The sequence below is a fragment of the Pseudonocardia xinjiangensis genome (assembly GCF_050948425.1).
Classification (GTDB): Bacteria; Actinomycetota; Actinomycetes; order Mycobacteriales; family Pseudonocardiaceae; genus Pseudonocardia; species Pseudonocardia xinjiangensis.
Window position 1 is genome coordinate 6,222,581 of sequence record NZ_CP192009.1, and the last position, 16,891, is coordinate 6,239,471.

The following is a 16,891-nucleotide window of genomic DNA, read 5'->3' on the forward strand; positions in this document are numbered from 1 at the left end:
TCCTCCCGGCCCCCGCCGGCATCCCCTGAAGAAGCGAGCCACTGCGGCAAATTCGGACGTTTCACCGGATATCGCAGGGCCGGGCGATGTGGCGCTGGTCCCACGGGGCGACGATGGGCTCCGAGACACATCGGGAACGACGGACGAGAGGACGGACGAGATGGCTGACCCGGACGAACTGGACGACGACGTGTTCGAGCAGCTGGACGCCGAGGACACCCTCGACGGCACCGGCCCTGCGGACCCGCTCGACGAGGGCTACTCGCCGCCGGAGCGCCCGTGGGCCGTCGACGACTGGGGGACGACCGCGAGTGAGGAGGAGACCGGGGAGAGCCTGAGCGGGCGACTGGCCAGGGAGCTGCCGGACGTCGAGCCGCTGCAGGGAGACGGTCTCGGCGACAGCAGCGACACCGACGGCGAGCTGGTCGACGACGAGGTCGGGGACTCCCGGTCGGGCCGGCTCGTGGCCGAGGACGAGGGCGAGGCCACCGACGAGGACGACGAGCTGTTCGCCCTCGACGTCGGTCCCGACGGGGCCGGGGCCTCTGCCGAGGAGGCAGCGGTCCACGTCGTGCCCGAGCCCGGCGCCGAGGACCGGTGAGGACATGCAGATGGACGCGTTGATCGTCGAGACCTCGCCGCACGACGTCCCGGCCACCGTCGAGCGGATCCGAGCGGGGCTGGACCGTCGCGGGGTGGCGCTGTTCGGGGTCGTCGACCATGCGGGCGGCGCGCGCGACGCCGGCCTGGAGCTGGCCGACGAGGTCGTCCTGATCTTCGGCAACCCCGCGGTCGGCACCGGGCTCATGCAGGCCGACCCGCGGGTCGGTATCGAGCTTCCGCTGCGGATCCTGGTCTGGGCCGGGGCGGACGCCACCCGTGTCGCCTTCCGGGATCCGCGTGCGCTGGTCGCCGGCTACGACCTCGCCGAGGCCCAGGACACGCTGGCCCGGCTGCGTGTCCTGCTCGACCAACTGGTGGCCGAGGCGGTCGCCCCGGCGACCTGACGGGGCGCGCGCCTCCCCGGCGGTCCCCGACCTGCGGCGCCGTCCCGCAGGGTCGTACCGTCGCTCATGTGGTCGCCGACTCGCCGTTCGTGTCCGACGTCCCCGCCGCCGCGGCGCTCGACGCCTGGCGTGAGGGCTGCGCCGCCGCGGGCTGTCCGGCGCGCGTCGACGTGGTGCGGGTGCCCGTCGGCGACGCCGTCGGGCGCGTGACGGCGGAGCCGGTCTGGGCCCACCGTTCCTCCCCCGCGTTCGACTCCGCCGGCATGGACGGCATCGCGGTCCACGCCGCCGACACGGTGGGCGCGGCGGAGACCACACCGGTGCTGCTCGCCGACTTCGCCGTCGTCGACACGGGCGACCCGCTGCCCGAGGGCTACGACGCCGTCGTCATGCGCGAGCACGTCCACCGCGGTGCCGACGGCACCGCGGAGGTGCGCGCGGCCACGCCGCCGTACCAGCACGTGCGCTCGATCGGGGAGGACATCAGCGCCACCGAGCTGCTGCTCCCGGCAGGCCACCGGCTGAGGCCGGTCGACGTGGCCGCGGCCGCGGCCGCGGGAGCCGTCGAGCTCACCGTGCGCCGCGCGCCCGTCGTGGTGATCGTCCCGACCGGCGACGAGATCCGCCCGATCGGCACCGAGCCCGCCCCCGGCGAGATCCTCGACACCAACTCGCTGATGCTCGCGGCGCAGGCGCGCGAGCTGGGTTGCGAGGCACGGGTGACGCCGATCGTCCGCGACGACCCCGCGGTGATCACCGAAGCGCTGCGGGCCGCCGCCGCCGAGGCCGACCTGGTGGTGCTCGTCGCCGGCTCCAGCGCGGGCCGTGACGACTACACGGCACGGGTCGTCGCGGGCGCGGGCACGCTCGCGGTGCACGGCGTGGCCGTCCGGCCCGGGCACCCGGTCGTGCTCGGCGCCGTGGACGCGACGCCGGTGCTCGGCGCGCCCGGCTACCCGGTGTCCGCCTCGCTGACGTTCGACATCTTCGCCGTCCCGCTGCTCGCCGCGCTCGAGGGGGCCGCACCGCGTGAACGGCCCTCGACCACGGCCCGACTGGCCCGCAAGCTCGCCTCGAACGTCGGGATGGACGACTGGGTGCGGGTGCGGCTCGGGCGCGTCGGCGGCGAGGTGGTGGCCACCCCGCTGCCCCGCGGCGCCGGGGTGCTCACGTCGCTGGTCCGCGCCGACGGGCTGCTGGTCGTCCCGGCCGGGCTGGAGGGCCACCACGCCGGGGAGCACGTGCGGGTCGAACTGCTGCGCGGCCTCGGCGAGATCGGCCGCACGATCGTGGCCATCGGCTCCCACGACCTGGTGCTGGACGTGGCCGCGTCCGCGCTGCGGGCCGACGACCCGCTGGTCACGCTGGCCTCGTCCAACGTCGGGTCGCTCGGCGGGCTCGTGGCGCTGCGCGACGGCCTCTGCCACATCGCGGGCTCGCACCTGCTGGACCCGGCCACCGGCGAGTACACGCTGCCATACGTGGACAAGATCCTCGACGGCGACAAGATCGCCGTCATCCGGCTCGTGCACCGCGACCAGGGGCTGATCGTGGCCCCGGGCAACCCGCTCGGCCTGTCCGGCGTGGACGACCTGGTGCGGACCGACGTGCGGTACGTCAACCGGCAACGGGGGGCGGGCACCCGCGCGCTGCTCGACCACGAACTGGCGCAGCGCGGCCTCGACCCCGCCGCCGTCACCGGCTACTCCCGGGAGGAACACACCCACCTCGCCGTGGCCGCCGCGGTGGCAGCGGGCCGGGCCGACACCGGGCTCGGCATCCTGGCCGCCGCCCGGGCCTTCGGCCTGGACTTCGTGCCCGTCGCCCGGGAGCCCTACGACCTCGTGCTGCGCACGTCGGGTCTGGACGACGCGATGCTCGCGCCGCTGTGGGCCCTGCTGGAGCGCCCCGCGTTCCGCGCCGAGGTGGAAGCGCTCGGCGGATACTCCTGCGCGGAGACCGGTCACCGTATCCGGTGACGGATCGCTCAATCCCTTTGCGCACGTCAGAGGGGCAGAATGGGCGCACATGGACCACCTGACCCGCTACCTCGCCTGATGGTCTCGACCCCGGAGACCGCTCCGGACTCGCCCGACTCCGCTCCGCAGCACGGACCGTCGTCCGCGGTGCGGAAGACCGGGGCGGGTGTCCTGGCGCTCGGAGCGCTGGGAATCGTCTACGGCGACATCGGCACGAGCCCGCTCTACGCGCTGAAGCAGACCTTCACCGAGACCCGCGGGCTCACACCCGACCCCGGCTCGGTCTACGGCGTGCTCTCACTCGTGTTCTGGACGATCACGATCATCGTCAGCGTCAAGTACGTCAGCCTGGTCACGCGGGCCGACAACGACGGCGAGGGCGGCACGATGGCGCTGATCTCGCTCATCCAGCAGGTGAAGCGGCTCGCCGCCCGGACGCGGTGGCTGCTGATCGGGCTGGGCGTCCTCGGAGCGGCGCTGTTCTTCGGCGACGGGATGATCACGCCCGCCATCTCCGTGCTCGGCGCCGTGGAGGGCCTGGAGGTGGCCAGTCCGGGGCTGAAGATGTGGGTCGTCCCGATCGCGATCGTCCTGCTGACCGCCCTGTTCTACTGCCAGCGCTTCGGCACCGGCGCGGTCGGGAAGGCGTTCGGGCCGGTCATGCTGCTCTGGTTCGTGGTGATGGGCGTGCTGGGGCTCGTCCACGTGATCGCGCAGCCCGGGATCCTCCGGGCACTGTCGCCGACCTATGCCGTCGCCTTCTTCTTCCACGACTTCCCCACGGCGTTCCTGTCGCTCGGGTCGGTCGTGCTGGCGATCACCGGCTCGGAGGCGCTCTACGCCGACATCGGGCACTTCGGCCGCCGCCCGATCCGCAACGCCTGGTTCGCGGTGGTGTTCCCCGCGCTGATCCTCAACTACCTGGGTCAGGGGGCGATCGTGCTCTCCGACCCCCGCGCCGCGGACAACCCCTTCTTCCGGCTGGCGCCATCGTGGGGCCAGTACCCGCTGCTGATACTGGCCACGGCGGCCGCCGTGATCGCCTCCCAGTCCGTCGTCACGGGCACGTTCTCGATGGCCCGCCAGGCTGTGCAGCTGGGCTACCTGCCGTTCCTCACGATCCGGCACACCTCCGAGAAGGAAGTCGGGCAGGTCTACGTGCCTGCCGTGAATTGGGTGCTGTTCGTGGCCGTCATCGGCCTGGTGATCGGCTTCGGGTCGTCCACCGCACTGGCCTCGGCCTACGGGATCGCCGTCACCGGCACCCTCACGATCACCACCGTCCTGTTCTTCGTGGTCGCCCGGCGGCGCTGGGGCACGCCCATGTGGCTCGTGGTCATCGGCGCCGGTGGCCTGCTCATCGTCGAACTCGCGTTCCTGGCGGCGAACCTGACGAAGGTGCTCTCGGGCGGCTGGTTCCCGCTCATCATCGGCATCACGGTCGCCGTCATCCTGATGACGTGGCACCGCGGCCGCGAGATCGTCACGCGCAAGCGCACCGAGCAGGAGGGCCCGCTCGAGGACTTCGTCCGCGGGGTCGCCACCTCCGACGACCCCCCGATCCGCGTGCCGGGCACCGCGGTGTTCCTCAACGCGAACGCCGGCACCACGCCGCTCGCGCTGCGCCACAACGTCCGCTACAACCACGTCCTCCACGAGCACGTCCTGGTCCTCAACGTGCAGAACGTAACGGTCCCCCACGTACCCCGGTCCCAACGCCTGGAGATCGACGACGCCTGCGTCCCCGACGACGGGATCTTCCACCTCACCGTGCGGTTCGGCTACCAGGACAAGCCCTACGTGCCGGCCGCGCTGCGGCTCGCCCGCCAGAAGGGCCTCGACCTCGACTTCAAGCACGCCACCTACTTCCTCAGCCGCATCACGATCACCCACACCAGGGAGCCCGGGCTGGCACGCTGGCGCAAGCGGCTGTTCTGCGTCATGAGCCGCAACGCGGTGAGCCCCGCCGCGTACTTCGGCCTCCCGCCGCACCAGGTGGTGTCACTGGGCTCGCCCATCGACGTGTAACCGGTTGCGCGACGAGCGGCCGCGGTGAGTACGGTCTGCGGCATGTCGAGCCCTGAGGCATCCAGGGTGGGGCTGCCGGTCACGCCGTCAGCCCCCTGAACCCACTGAATTCCTAGTTCGCACCCCGGCAGCCCGTGCTGCGCGGGGGTGGCTGCTGCGGGTACCTCCTGGGCGCTGGCCGCGGTGACGAGACGCCTCCTTCTGGTTCTCTCACCCCGGAGTCCTCGATGCCTCTTCCTCTCCACCTGCTCGCCGTGGCTGTCTTCGCCATGGGCACGTCGGAGTTCATGCTCGCCGGCCTGGTGCCGGACATCGCCACCGGCCTTGGCGTGTCTGTCGGCGCCGCCGGCCTTCTGATCTCGGCGTTCGCGGCCGGAATGATCGTCGGCGCGCCGCTGATGGCGGCGCTGGCGCGCCGGTGGCCTGCGCGGGCCGCCCTGCTGGGCTTCGTGCTGGTGTTCGCCGCCGCCCATGTCGTGGGCGCACTCACGACAAGTTTCGCGGGTCTCCTCCTCACCCGGGCGATCGCCGCCCTGGCCAACGCAGGCTTCCTGGCGGTCGCACTGAGCACCGCGGCCACGCTCGTCGCGGCGGACGAGAAGGGACGTGCGCTGGCGGTCCTGCTGTCCGGAACCACGGTGGCCACCGTCGCCGGGGTTCCGGGCGGCGCGGTGCTCGGCACCCTGCTGGGCTGGCGGGCGACCTTCTGGGCGGTCGCGCTGCTCTGCCTTCCCGCTGCTGTCGGCATCGTGCGGGGCCTCCCCGGGCGGGCGACCGCACCGATGGCTCCGGCGGGCCCTTCCCTGCGTTCCGAGATCGCCCAGCTCGCGAAGCCCCGACCGGTCCTGGTCATGCTGATCGGCGCGCTGGTCAACGCCGCCACCTTCGCCACGTTCACCTTCCTGGCACCGATCGTGACCGAGACCGCCGGCCTGCCGGAGCTCTGGGTCCCGGTCGCGCTGGTGCTCTTCGGTGTGGGCTCCTTCGTCGGTGTCACCGCGGCGGGTCGGCTCTCGGATCAGCGCCCCGGCATCGTGATCGTGGTCGGCGGGCCGTTGCTGTTGCTGGGCTGGGTCGCGCTGGCGACCCTCGCCGCCCACCCGGTGGCGCTCCTGGTCCTCGTCCTCGTGCAGGGCGCGCTGTCCTTCGCGCTGGGCAGCACCGTGATCGCCAGGGTGCTCTACGAGGTGGCGGGCGCCCCGACCATGGGCGGGTCGTACGCGACCGCGGCGCTCAACATCGGCGCAGCGGGGGGCCCTGTCGTCGCGGCAGTGGTTCTCGGAAGCGGTGCCGGCGACCTCGGACCGGTCTGGGTCAGCGCTCTCCTGGTTGCGGCCGCGCTGCTCATCGCCCTGCCGCTCCTGCGGGTCGTCGCACCCCGCCTCGGTCACCAGCCACCTCACCCGGGGCAGGTGCATCCGACGAGATCGACGTGAGCGGGGTTGCGGCCGCGCCGCTCCCCACCCCCACCACGTCGATCTCGGTCGTTCGCCACAAGATCGGGACCTAGGGTGGCGCGATGCCCGTCGACGCCCGCCCGGAGCACCGCCAGCGCGAGTACGGGGTGCGGCTGGAGTGGGGTCTCGAGGGGGCCGAGCTGCTGGCCGCCGAGTGCGCGGTGGTGGTGGTCGTCGACGTGCTGTCGTTCTGCACCTCGGTCGACGTCGCGGTCGGACGGGGCGCTGCGGTCCTCCCGCAGCGCTACGCCGAACCCGGCGCCGCCGAGGCCCAGGCCCACTCCCTCGGCGTGCAGCCCGCAGGCCCCCGGTCGGGCACCGGGCCGTCACTGCGGCCGTCCTCGCTGGTCGACCTCCCGGCCGGCACGCAGCTGGGGCTGCCCTCCCCCAACGGGGCCACGCTGTGCGCCACGGTCGCCGGGAGCGGGGCGGTGCTGTTCGCCGGGTGCCTGCGCAACGCCTCGGCCACGGCGGCGGCGGCGCTGGCGGTGGGCGAGCCGATCGGGCTGGTCCCGGCCGGTGAGCGCTGGCCCGGTGGCACCCTGCGGGTCGCCGTGGAGGACGCGCTCGGCGCCGGGGCGATCGCAGCGGCGCTGCCGGGAGCCGAGCGCTCGCCCGAGGCCGAGCTCGCCGCCGCCCAGTTCGCCACGGCACGCGACCATGGGCTCGCCACCGTGCTCGCCGCCACCGGCTCGGGCCGGGAGCTGATCGCCGACGGCTACGGCGCCGACGTCACGCTCGCCGCGGCTCTGGACACGAGTGCGCTCGCACCCCGGCTGGTCGACGGCCTGCTGCGGGCGGGCACGGCCTAGGGTCGTGGGGTGATGTTCAGTGCGGAGCTGCGGCAGCTGACCGGCACCACCTGGGACGCGGCCGTGGGGCACCGGTTCGTGACCGAGATCTGGCGTGGGCAGGTCCCACCCCCGGTGCTCACCACGTACCTCGTGCAGGACCACCAGTTCGTCGACGCGTTCGTGGCGCTGATGGGGGCCGCCGTCGCCACCGCCGACCGGCCGGAGGCCCGGATCGTGCACGCCCGCCAGCTCGGCGTGGTCGCCGGCCCGGAGAACGACTTCTTCGCCAGGGCACTCGACGTGCTCGACGTCCCCCTCCCCGACCGCACCGAGCCCGTGCTGCTCGCGCCCACGGTGGGGTTCATCGAGCTGATGGACACCGCCCGGCGCAGCGCCGACTACGCCTCCTGCCTCACCGTGCTGCTCGTCGCCGAGTGGGTCTACCTGGACTGGGCCACCCGGCCCGACGCCACCGCACCCGACGAGCCGCTCCAGCGGGAGTGGATCGAGCTCCACCGGGGCTCCGCGTTCGAGACGTGGGTGGAGTTCCTGCGGTCCGAGTTCGACCGCGTGGCCACCGGCCTCGAACCGGCCGACCGGGAGCGGGTGCGGGAGCTGTTCACCCGCACCGTCGATCTGGAGCTCGCCTTCTTCGACGCCGCCTACCGCTGATCACACGAAACGAGCATGACCGGGTGTCGCTGTGTGTCGTCCCGCGCACGAACGGGCACAGTGCAAGCGTGTGCAAGCACCTCGGAGTAGCACCACAGCAGCACGGCCGTAACACGCGTCTCCTAGCGTCGCCGTCATGAGCGATCTCCCCCTGCTCGGCGTGGAGGAGGAGTTCCACGTCGTCGACCTGGAGACCCGCCACGCCGCGCCCGAGGTCGAGGCGCTGCTCGCGCAGCTCGACGGCGCCGAGTTCGCGCCCGAGCTGCAGCGCTCCCTCGTCGAGACGAACACGCCCGTCTGCGGCACCCTCGACGAGCTGCGCGGCCATCTCCACCGGCTGCGCTCCACCCTGGAGTCCGTGGCCGAGCCGCTCGGTCTCGGCGTGGTGGCAGCGGGGACCGTCCCGCTCGCCGAGCTGTCCGGGGACGCCATCTCGGCGGGCGCCCGCTACGAGAAGATGCAGCACGAGTACCAGATGCTGGTGCGGGAGCAGCACATCTGCGGCGCCCAGGTCCACGTCGACGTGCCCGACCGCGACGAGGCCGTGCAGGTGGTCCGCCGCGTCGCCCCCTACCTGCCGCTGCTGCTCGCCATCTCGGCCAGCTCCCCGTACTGGCGAGGTCACGACTCCGGCTACGCCAGCTACCGGTCGATGGTGTGGTCGCGCTGGCCCACCGCGGGCCCGCCTGCCACGGTGTCCACGGCGGCGGAGTACGACGCCATGGTCGCCGACCTCATCGCGTCCGGCACGATCAGCGACCCCGGGATGGTCTACTTCGACATCCGGCCCAGCGCCCACCTGCCCACGGTCGAGCTGCGGGTCTGTGACGCCTGTCCCCAGGTGGACGACGTGGTGCTCATCGCCGGGCTCTTCCGCGCGCTGGTCGGCAAGGCCAGGGAGGACTTCGCGGCCGGGGTGCCCCTGCCCGAGTCGCGCCACGAGCTGCTGAGGGCCGCCACCTGGCGAGCGGCCCGCTCGGGCCTGGAGGGCGACCTCGTCGACCTCGTCGGGCCGGCGCTGGTGGCGCCGCCGCTGCTGGTGGGCCAGCTCGTCAACCAGCTCCGCCCGCAACTGGAGGAGCTCGGCGACTGGGAGCAGGTGCTGGAGCTGTCGCAGGCCACGCTGGCCCGCGGCAGTGGCGCCGCCGTGCAGCGCCGGGCGTTCGGCCGCCGCGGTGAGCTCACCGACGTGGTCGACTCGCTGCTCGCCCACACGCAGGGCCGTTCGCCCGCCCACGAGCCGGCCCCCACCGTCCCCAGCACCCCCCAGCTGCTCGTCGGCTACCACGCCGACGGGTCCGAGACCCGCGCGTTCGACGAGGCCGTCAGCGCGGGTGGCACGGTGCTGCCCCACTACGGCTGGATGTTCCGGGCGCTGGACCGGCTCGGGCCGCGTGGCCTCACGGCCGCCGAGTCGGCGTTGCGCACCGAGCAGCGCGCCCGTGGTGTCACGTTCCGGGTGGGCGACGGGGAACCGGACCGGCTCTTCCCGCTGGACCTCATCCCGCGCATCGTCACGGCCGAGGACTGGTCCGGACTCACCGCCGGGCTCACTCAGCGGGTGCGTGCGCTGGAGGAGTTCGTCCGCGACGTCTACGGCAAGCAGCAGATCGTCACCGACGGGGTGATCCCGGCCCAGGTCGTGCGCGACGCGCCGGGCCGCAGCCGCCTCGGGAAGCTCTTCCCCGCCGACGCCGTGCGCATCGCGGTGGCCGGCATCGACCTCGTCCGGGACCGGGCCGACCACTGGCTCGTGCTGGAGGACAACCTGCGGGTGCCCTCCGGCATCGGCTACTCGATCACGAGCAGGCGCCTCGTCCGCAGTGTGATGCCCGACCTGGAGCCACCGGCAGGCGTCGTGGGGCTGGAGCCGGTGCCCGGGCAGCTGCACTCGGCCCTGCTCTCGGCCACCGGGTCCGACGACCCCGCTCTCGGCGAGGTCGCCCTCCTCTCGGCCGGGCCGGCGGACTCGGCGTACTTCGAGCACCGGCTCCTCGCCGAGCGGATGGGCATCCCGCTGGTGACGCCGCGGGACCTGCAGGTCACCGAGGACGGCGTCTACCTCGTGGGCTCCGGCGCCCGGCAGCGGCTCTCCGCCCTCTACCGCCGGCTCGACGAGCGCGCGCTGCTGGGCGCGAAGGGCGCCGACATGCGCCCGATCGGACGGGCACTGTGCAACGCGGTGGCGCGGGGCGACGTCGCGCTGCTCAACGCCATGGGCAACGGCGTGGCCGACGACAAGCTCGTCTACGCGTACGTGCCGCAGATGATCTCCTACTACCTGGGCGAGGACGTCCTGCTCGACAACGTCCCCACCTACCCGTGCGTCGACGCGGACAGCCGCGCCGAGGTGCTCGACCGGCTCGACGAGCTCGTGCTCAAGCCCGTGGACGGCTACGGGGGGCAGGGCATCGTCATCGGGCCGCACGCCGACCGTGCGGAGCTCGCGGAGCTGGCCGACGCCGTGCGCACCGACCCCGCCGGATGGGTGGCACAGGACCTGGTGCGGCTGTCCACCCACCCGACGTTCTCCGGCGGCAGGCTGGAGCCGCGCGCCGTGGACCTGCGGGCGTTCGTGCTGCAGTCCCGGCTGGGCGACCGCACCCAGGTCGACGTGCTGCCGGCGGCGCTCAGCCGGGTCGCCCCCGCCGGCAGCATGATCGTCAACTCCTCACGTGGCGGCGGGGCGAAGGACACCTGGGTCCTGCGCTGACAGGGAGCGGGCGGAGCTACCGGGAGCCGCAGGCCTCCAACAGAGGCCTGGGGTCGGGGTTCTCCCCCGTCGCCTGGAACACCACGCTGTCGGCACCCACGGCTCCGAGCTGCGCCGCCCAGTCGGCGACCTGCCCCTGCAGCCCGGCGGAGGCGGTGTCCAGCTCGATGTACACGACGGTGCGGAACGGCCCGGTCCGGCCGCCCGCTGACCGGCCCTCCGCCACGTGCCTCCGAGCGTCGCGGACCTGGCTCGCCGAGGTGATGCAGTCGAGGATGACGCCGTCGGCGACGTCGCCTGCCAGCCGCAGGGTCTTCGGTCCCCTGCCGCCGATCAGCAGCGGCGGCACGACATAGGGTGGGTACTCGAGCGTCACCTGCTCCAGGTGCACGAAGCGGCCGTCGACGTCGAGGGTCCGGCCGTGCAGCAGGTGGTAGACGGCGCTGCTGTGCTCGCGCAGGAGGGTCATCGGCGACGCGGCCCTGGCCCCCACCTGGGCCATCCAGTCCAGGACGCCGTGCCCGAGCCCGGGCATGAACCGGCCGGGGAACAGCCGGGCGAGCGTGGCGATCTCCATCGCGGTCACGGCCGGGTTGCGCAGCGGGACGGGCAGCAAGCCGATCCCGACGTGCAGCCGCTCGGTCCAGGCGAGCGCCGCGGTGGCCGCGGTGAGCCCGCCCTCCAGGAAGCAGTCCTCCCAGAGCCACAGCTCGCTCACTCCGGCGGCCTCGGCGGCGAGTGCCACCTCACGGAGACGTTCGGGTGGTGACTGCGGACGGAACGTGATGCCGAGAGTCGGTTGTTTCATGGCGCAAGTCCATCATGGTGCGTCCAGAGAGATTCTGGTCACACACTGGAAACAAACCGTGGGTTGCGCAGGCGGGCCGCCGCATCGTCCACTCAACCTTCGACGTCCGGACGCTCCGGGCGCCGACGAGCGAGAGGACGCGCGCATGTGCGGTATCGCCGGTGAGATCCGGTTCGACGGCGGTGATCCCGATGTGGAAGCCGTCGCCCGGATCACCGCCGAGATGCACCGCCGCGGCCCCGACGGGTCCGGGGTGTACTCGACCGGTGCGATCGCGCTCGGCCACCGCCGGCTGAAGATCATCGACCTCTCCGAGCGCGGGGCCCAGCCGATGGTCGACCCCGAGCTCGGGCTGGCCGCCGTGTTCAACGGGCTCATCTACAACTACCGGGAGCTGCGCAAGGAGCTGGAGGGCGCCGGGTACCGCTTCTTCTCCACGTCCGACACCGAGGTCCTGCTCAAGGCGTTCAAGCACTGGGGCCCGGCGTGCGTCGAACGCTTCCTGGGCATGTTCGCCTTCGCCGTGGCCGACCGCGACACCGGCGTGCTGACGCTGGGCCGCGACCGGCTGGGCATCAAGCCGCTCTACCTCACCGAGGGCTCGGGACGGCTGCGGTTCGCGTCCTCGCTCCCCGCGCTGCTCGAGGGCGGCGGCATCGACACCTCGATCGACCCGGTCGCCCTGCACCACTACATGAGCTTCCACTCGGTCGTGCCCGCTCCGCGCACCATCCTCAGCGGCGTGCGCAAGCTCCCCCCGGCCACCGTGCGGACGATCCGGCCCGACGGCACGAGCACCGACCACGTCTACTGGCGCCCGGAGCACACCCGCCGTCCCGAGCACGCCGGGATGACCGCACGCGACTGGCGCGACGCGGTGCTGGAGTCGCTCAAGGTCGCGGTGCGCAGGCGCATGGTGGCCGACGTCCCCGTCGGCGTGCTGCTCTCCGGCGGGCTCGACTCCTCGCTGGTCGTCGCCCTGCTCGCCGCCGAGGGCCAGACCGGCCTCAAGACGTTCAGCGTCGGGTTCCACGCCGCGGCGGGCGAGGCGGGCGACGAGTTCGAGTACTCCGACCTCGTCGCGGAGCACTTCGGCACCGACCACCAGCAGATCCTCGTCGACCCCGCGCGGATGCTGCCCGCCGTGGACGAGGCCATCACGGCGATGGCCGAACCGATGGTCAGCCACGACTGCGTGGCGTTCTACCTCCTGTCACAGGAGGTGTCGAAGTCGGTCACGGTCGTGCAGTCCGGGCAGGGCGCCGACGAGGTGTTCGCCGGGTACAGCTGGTACCCGCCGCTGGCAGGCGTGGCCCGGGACCGGGGGGTCGCGGCCTACGCCGAGCAGTTCACCGACCGGCCCCACTCCGACCTCGCGGGCATCCTCGAACCGGAGTGGCTGCTCGACCACGACCCGAGCCGCGCGTTCATCGCCGAGCACTTCGGCGCGCCGGGTGCCGACGAGACACTCGACGCCGCGCTCCGGCTGGACTCCACCGTCATGCTGGTCGACGACCCGGTGAAGCGCGTGGACAACATGACGATGGCGTGGGGCCTGGAGGCCCGCGTCCCCTTCCTGGACCACGAGCTCGTGGAGCTGGCCGCGGCCTGCCCCCCGGATCTCAAGCTCGCCCACGGCGGCAAGGGTGTCCTGAAGGAGGCCGCCCGCGGGGTGGTCCCCGACGGGATCATCGACCGGCCGAAGGGGTACTTTCCGGTGCCGGCGATCCGACACCTCGAGGGACCGTTCCTCGACCGGGTACGCGACGCCGTCACCGACCCCGTGGCGAAGGCCCGCGGTCTGGTGCGCCGGGACTGGTTGGACACAATGCTCGCCGACCCGAACACCGCGCGAACCAACCTCGGATCGAATGCGTTGTGGCAGGTGGCGCTGCTCGAGATGTGGCTTCAGGAGAGGGGGCTGTAGGGAATGGATCAGGTAGGGGTGTCGGACTTCACCGAGCGGCGACTCGCGCGGCTGGCAGGTGGTGCCGACGCGCACCTCGCCGCTGCCCCCTACGGCCATCTGTTCCCCACCGCCTACCTCAATCCGGTGCCCTCGCCCGACGGAGCGATGATCGCCTGGGTCTCCGACCGCGACGGCAGGCCACGCGCCTGGGTGGCACCACTGCCACCCGACGGCGGCCCGATCGTCGAGCCCGACGCCCCGCTGCCCACCGACGGCGACGTGCAGGCCCTCACCTGGTCGCCCGACGGCACCTGGCTCGCCTGCCAGACCGCCCTGTACGGCGGCGAGCGCACCCGCGTGCAGCTGGTCTCCCCCGACGGCATGCAGACGCGTGAGCTCGCGCCCGGGGCGGCGGCCGTCACGCTCGGGGCGTGGTCGCACGGTGGCCGCCAGCTCGGCATCACGGTCTTCCCGGAAGGCGCGGGCGACGGGCAGGCCTGCCTGGTCGACCTGCGCGACGGCACCTCCACCGTGCTCGCCGCCGGTCCGGCCGCCAAGGTCTGCGCCGTGAGCGGCGACGGCAGGCGCGCGGTGGTCCGGCTCGGGCGCCGCGGCGAGCGCCGTCTCGAGCTGGTCGACCTGCGCTCCGGTCGCCGCACGGAGCTCCTACCCGGCGGCGCCACCGTCGCGGACGCGCGGTTCGGCGTCACCGGCCGTCAGCTCTACGTCCACAGCGACGCGGGCCGCGAACGGCCCGCGCTGCTCGCGGTCACCCTGCGGGGCAGCAGCGGCGTGTCCACCGTCTACCCGATCGCGGAGCGCCCCGACGACGACCTCGACCTCGTGGCACTCGACCCCGGTGGGGCGCGCGCCGCGCTGGTCTGGAACGTCGACGGGCGCAGCGAGGTGGAGCTGCTCGACCTGCGCTCCGGGATGCTCGAGCCCGTGGTGCCGGTGCCCGGTGACGTCGTCACCGGGCTGGCGTTCAGCCGCGACGGCCATGCCCTGCTCGCCGCCGACGAGGGCCCCACCGTGCCGCCGCACCTGAGCCGGATCGGGCTCGACACGTACGCCGACGCCACGCCGCTCCTGCCGGCGGTGGCGAACGTCGACGACGCGCTCGTGGCGCCCACGCTGCACGAGTTCCGGGCGGAGGACGGCCTCCTGCTGTCCGGGTGGCTGTTCCGGCCATCGGGTGTACTCGGACCGCTTCCCACGCTGCTGTGGCTGCACGGCGGCCCTGAGGCCCAGGAACGGCCCACCTTCCAACCGCTGTTCCAGGCGCTGCTCGCCGAGGGCGTCGCGGTCTTCGCGCCGAACGTGCGCGGCTCGGGTGGTTACGGCCGCAGCTTCGCCTCCGCCGACGACCACGACCGGCGCTTCGTCGCCATCACCGACGTGCGGGCCGCCGTCGGCTTCCTGGTCTCGGCCGGGCTCGCCGACCCGGGCCGGGTCGGTGTCTCGGGCCGGTCCTACGGCGGCTACCTCGCGCTCGTCTCGCTGGCCTGGTTCCCTGAGCTGTTCGGCGTGGGCGTCGACATCTGCGGCATCTCCGACTTCGCCACGTTCTACGCCTGCACCGAGCCGTGGATCGCCGAGGCGGCCACCACCAAGTACGGCCACCCCCACACCGACGCCGCGCTGCTGCGGGAGCTCTCCCCGATCCACCGCATCGACCGGATCACCGCGCCGCTGCTGGTGGTGCACGGCACGCACGACACGAACGTGCCGCTCGTGGAGGCCACTCAGGTGGTGGACGCGCTGCGCGAGCGCGGGGCGTCCCCCGGCTTCCTGCTGTTCCCGGACGAGGGCCACGAGGTGCGCGGCACCGAGAACAAGATGGTGTTCGTCCGTGAGGTCGTGCGGTGGGTCACCGCGCACCTGAACGAGGTCGGGGAGCAGACCGCCTGAGCGGTCCGCGCCCCGCTCCCCGCTACTTGCTGAACGACTCCATGATCGTCCGGCCGTTGTCGTCGGTACCGATGACGAACCGGTAGGCCTCGCGGGTGGTGGTGCCGCTCTTCTCGGTGAACACCACGGTGGCCTCCACGGTGCTGTCGCCGACCTGCCGGGCGTTCTCCACACGCACCGACTGCAGCGTCGCGTAGAAGCCGTCGAATCCCCCGCGGCCGTTGGACTGCTGCTGCGCCGTGGGGCTGAGCAGCGCCCACGCCGCGTCGGTGTTGCCCGGGAGCAGGGAGTAGTAGTTCTGGACGAACGCGACCGGGTCGCTCGGCGGCGCCTGGTTCGGCGGCGGTGGCTCCGCCCTGGTGGTGGGCTCCGCCGTACGGCTCGGCGTGTGGGTGGGCTCCGTGCGCGGAGTCGTGGGCTCCGCGGTGGGTTCGGGGGTGGCGGTGGGCGGCGCCTCGGTGGCGCTGGCGGCCGGCGGGACGGCAGGCGGCGGGGTCGGGTCGCCGCTGCCGCGCGACGCCAGGATGGCGGCGGTGATGCCGCCGCCCACCAGCAGCACCGCCAGGATCGCCAGCACCACGGGCATCGACGGCCTGCGGCGGGGACCGGGCTCCGGGCGCTGCATCGGCGCGGCCGGCGTGGACGGCGGGGCGGATGGCGGCGACGCCGGGGGCGCGGCCTCCATCGTGGCGGTGGAGGCGACCCTGGTCGCCGTGAGCGCCGCCGCAGCAGCAGGCACCGCAGGACCCCCGGAGCGGCCCTCCGCGACCGCAGCGAGCGCGTCGCGGGCCTGCGTGGCCGAGGGACGCTCGGCCGGATCGGTGTTGAGCAGCCACATGATCACGCCGGTGAGCGGGCCGGACTGCTTGGGGGGACGCACATCGCCCATCGCGACCTTGTGCAGCAATGCGTACGCGTTGTCGTCGAGGCCGAACGGCGGGGTGCCCTCCACCGCCGCGTACAGCGTGGCGCCGAGCGCGAACACGTCGGACGCCGCCGTCGGCTCGCCGCCCCTCGCGACCTCCGGCGAGAGGAACGCCGGGGTGCCTGCGATCAGGCCGGTGCGGGTGAGCTGCACGTCGTCGACGGCACGGGAGACGCCGAAGTCGGTGAGCTTGACGCGCCCGTCCTCGGCGAGGAGCACGTTGCCCGGCTTGACGTCGCGGTGCACCACCCCGGCCACGTGGGCCGCGGCCAGCCCGTCGGCGACCTGGCGGCCCACGTCGGCGACCTCCCGGGGCCCCAGCGCGCCCTTCTCGCCGAGCACCTGGGCCAGCGACTTCGACGGCAGGTACTCCATCACCAGCCACGGCCGGTCCTCGTGCACCACCACGTCGAACATGCTGATGACATGGGGGTGCTGCAGCCGCGCACCGATGCGGCCCTCCCGCAGGATCCGCTGGCGCGACTCCTCCAGGGCGTCGTCGCCTCCCGGCCCCGGGGCGACCGCGGCCGCGAGCAGCTCTTTCACGGCGACCGTGCGGTTGAGCAGCTCGTCGGTGCCGCGCCACACAGCGCCCATGGCACCAGCCCCGATCCGCTCGTCCAGGCGATACCTATTGCCGACGCGGATGGGGGTCTCTTCGGACTGCGAGCGCTCGCTCATCGCCCGT

12 protein-coding genes are annotated in these 16,891 nt (G+C 73.3%); 10 read left to right on the forward strand and 2 right to left on the reverse strand.

Features of this window, described 5'->3' with window-relative positions; all coding sequences use genetic code 11:
- The first annotated feature begins 160 nt into the window (after window positions 1-160).
- The 8 genes from ACQPZA_RS29345 to ACQPZA_RS29380 all read left to right on the forward strand — a co-directional run bounded on the left by ACQPZA_RS29345 (window position 161) and on the right by ACQPZA_RS29380 (window position 10,650).
- Window positions 161-601: a DUF5709 domain-containing protein gene (locus ACQPZA_RS29345; RefSeq protein WP_433275375.1), complete on the forward strand. Its 441-nt coding sequence runs from the start codon at window positions 161-163 to the stop codon at window positions 599-601.
- A 10-nt stretch (window positions 602-611) separates the two neighbouring features.
- Window positions 612-1,007 carry a DUF302 domain-containing protein gene (locus ACQPZA_RS29350; RefSeq protein ID WP_433275376.1) on the forward strand — a complete coding sequence of 132 codons (396 nt, stop codon included), beginning with the start codon at window positions 612-614 and terminating at the stop codon, window positions 1,005-1,007.
- A 68-nt stretch (window positions 1,008-1,075) separates the two neighbouring features.
- Window positions 1,076-2,986, forward strand: a complete 1,911-nt coding sequence (locus ACQPZA_RS29355; protein ID WP_433275377.1) for a molybdopterin biosynthesis protein — start codon at window positions 1,076-1,078, stop codon at window positions 2,984-2,986.
- A gap of 78 nt (window positions 2,987-3,064) precedes the next feature.
- The gene (locus ACQPZA_RS29360; RefSeq protein WP_433275378.1) at window positions 3,065-5,014 is read left to right on the forward strand and encodes a potassium transporter Kup; all 1,950 of its coding nucleotides are present in this window, start codon (window positions 3,065-3,067) and stop codon (window positions 5,012-5,014) included.
- Between the two features lie 227 nt (window positions 5,015-5,241).
- On the forward strand, window positions 5,242-6,450 hold the full coding sequence (locus tag ACQPZA_RS29365) for a Cmx/CmrA family chloramphenicol efflux MFS transporter (protein ID WP_433275379.1): 1,209 nt from the start codon (window positions 5,242-5,244) through the stop codon (window positions 6,448-6,450).
- Window positions 6,451-6,533: 83 nt separating this feature from the next.
- Complete coding sequence (locus ACQPZA_RS29370) at window positions 6,534-7,283, forward strand: 2-phosphosulfolactate phosphatase (protein ID WP_433275380.1); 750 nt, start codon at window positions 6,534-6,536, stop codon at window positions 7,281-7,283.
- A gap of 12 nt (window positions 7,284-7,295) precedes the next feature.
- Window positions 7,296-7,937 carry a TenA family protein gene (locus ACQPZA_RS29375; RefSeq protein ID WP_211173969.1) on the forward strand — a complete coding sequence of 214 codons (642 nt, stop codon included), beginning with the start codon at window positions 7,296-7,298 and terminating at the stop codon, window positions 7,935-7,937.
- 136 nt (window positions 7,938-8,073) lie between these two features.
- Window positions 8,074-10,650, forward strand: a complete 2,577-nt coding sequence (locus tag ACQPZA_RS29380) for a glutamate--cysteine ligase (RefSeq protein ID WP_433275381.1) — start codon at window positions 8,074-8,076, stop codon at window positions 10,648-10,650.
- Window positions 10,651-10,666: 16 nt separating this feature from the next.
- On the opposite strand, the gene ACQPZA_RS29385 is transcribed toward ACQPZA_RS29380, so the two are convergent.
- The gene (locus ACQPZA_RS29385) at window positions 10,667-11,458 is read right to left on the reverse strand and encodes an LLM class flavin-dependent oxidoreductase (protein WP_433275382.1); all 792 of its coding nucleotides are present in this window, start codon (window positions 11,456-11,458) and stop codon (window positions 10,667-10,669) included.
- Between the two features lie 145 nt (window positions 11,459-11,603).
- Between ACQPZA_RS29385 and ACQPZA_RS29390 the strand changes: the two genes are divergently transcribed.
- Together ACQPZA_RS29390 and ACQPZA_RS29395 are read left to right on the forward strand one after the other, a co-directional pair.
- The gene (locus tag ACQPZA_RS29390; protein WP_169400507.1) at window positions 11,604-13,385 is read left to right on the forward strand and encodes an N-acetylglutaminylglutamine amidotransferase; all 1,782 of its coding nucleotides are present in this window, start codon (window positions 11,604-11,606) and stop codon (window positions 13,383-13,385) included.
- 3 nt (window positions 13,386-13,388) lie between these two features.
- Entirely contained in the window at window positions 13,389-15,278 is a 1,890-nt protein-coding gene (locus tag ACQPZA_RS29395; RefSeq protein ID WP_433275383.1) for a S9 family peptidase, read from the forward strand.
- A 22-nt stretch (window positions 15,279-15,300) separates the two neighbouring features.
- Here the strand turns inward: ACQPZA_RS29395 and ACQPZA_RS29400 are convergent, their stop codons facing one another.
- Window positions 15,301-16,884: a protein kinase domain-containing protein gene (locus ACQPZA_RS29400; RefSeq protein WP_433275384.1), complete on the reverse strand. Its 1,584-nt coding sequence runs from the start codon at window positions 16,882-16,884 to the stop codon at window positions 15,301-15,303.
- Window positions 16,885-16,891 lie beyond the last annotated feature (7 nt).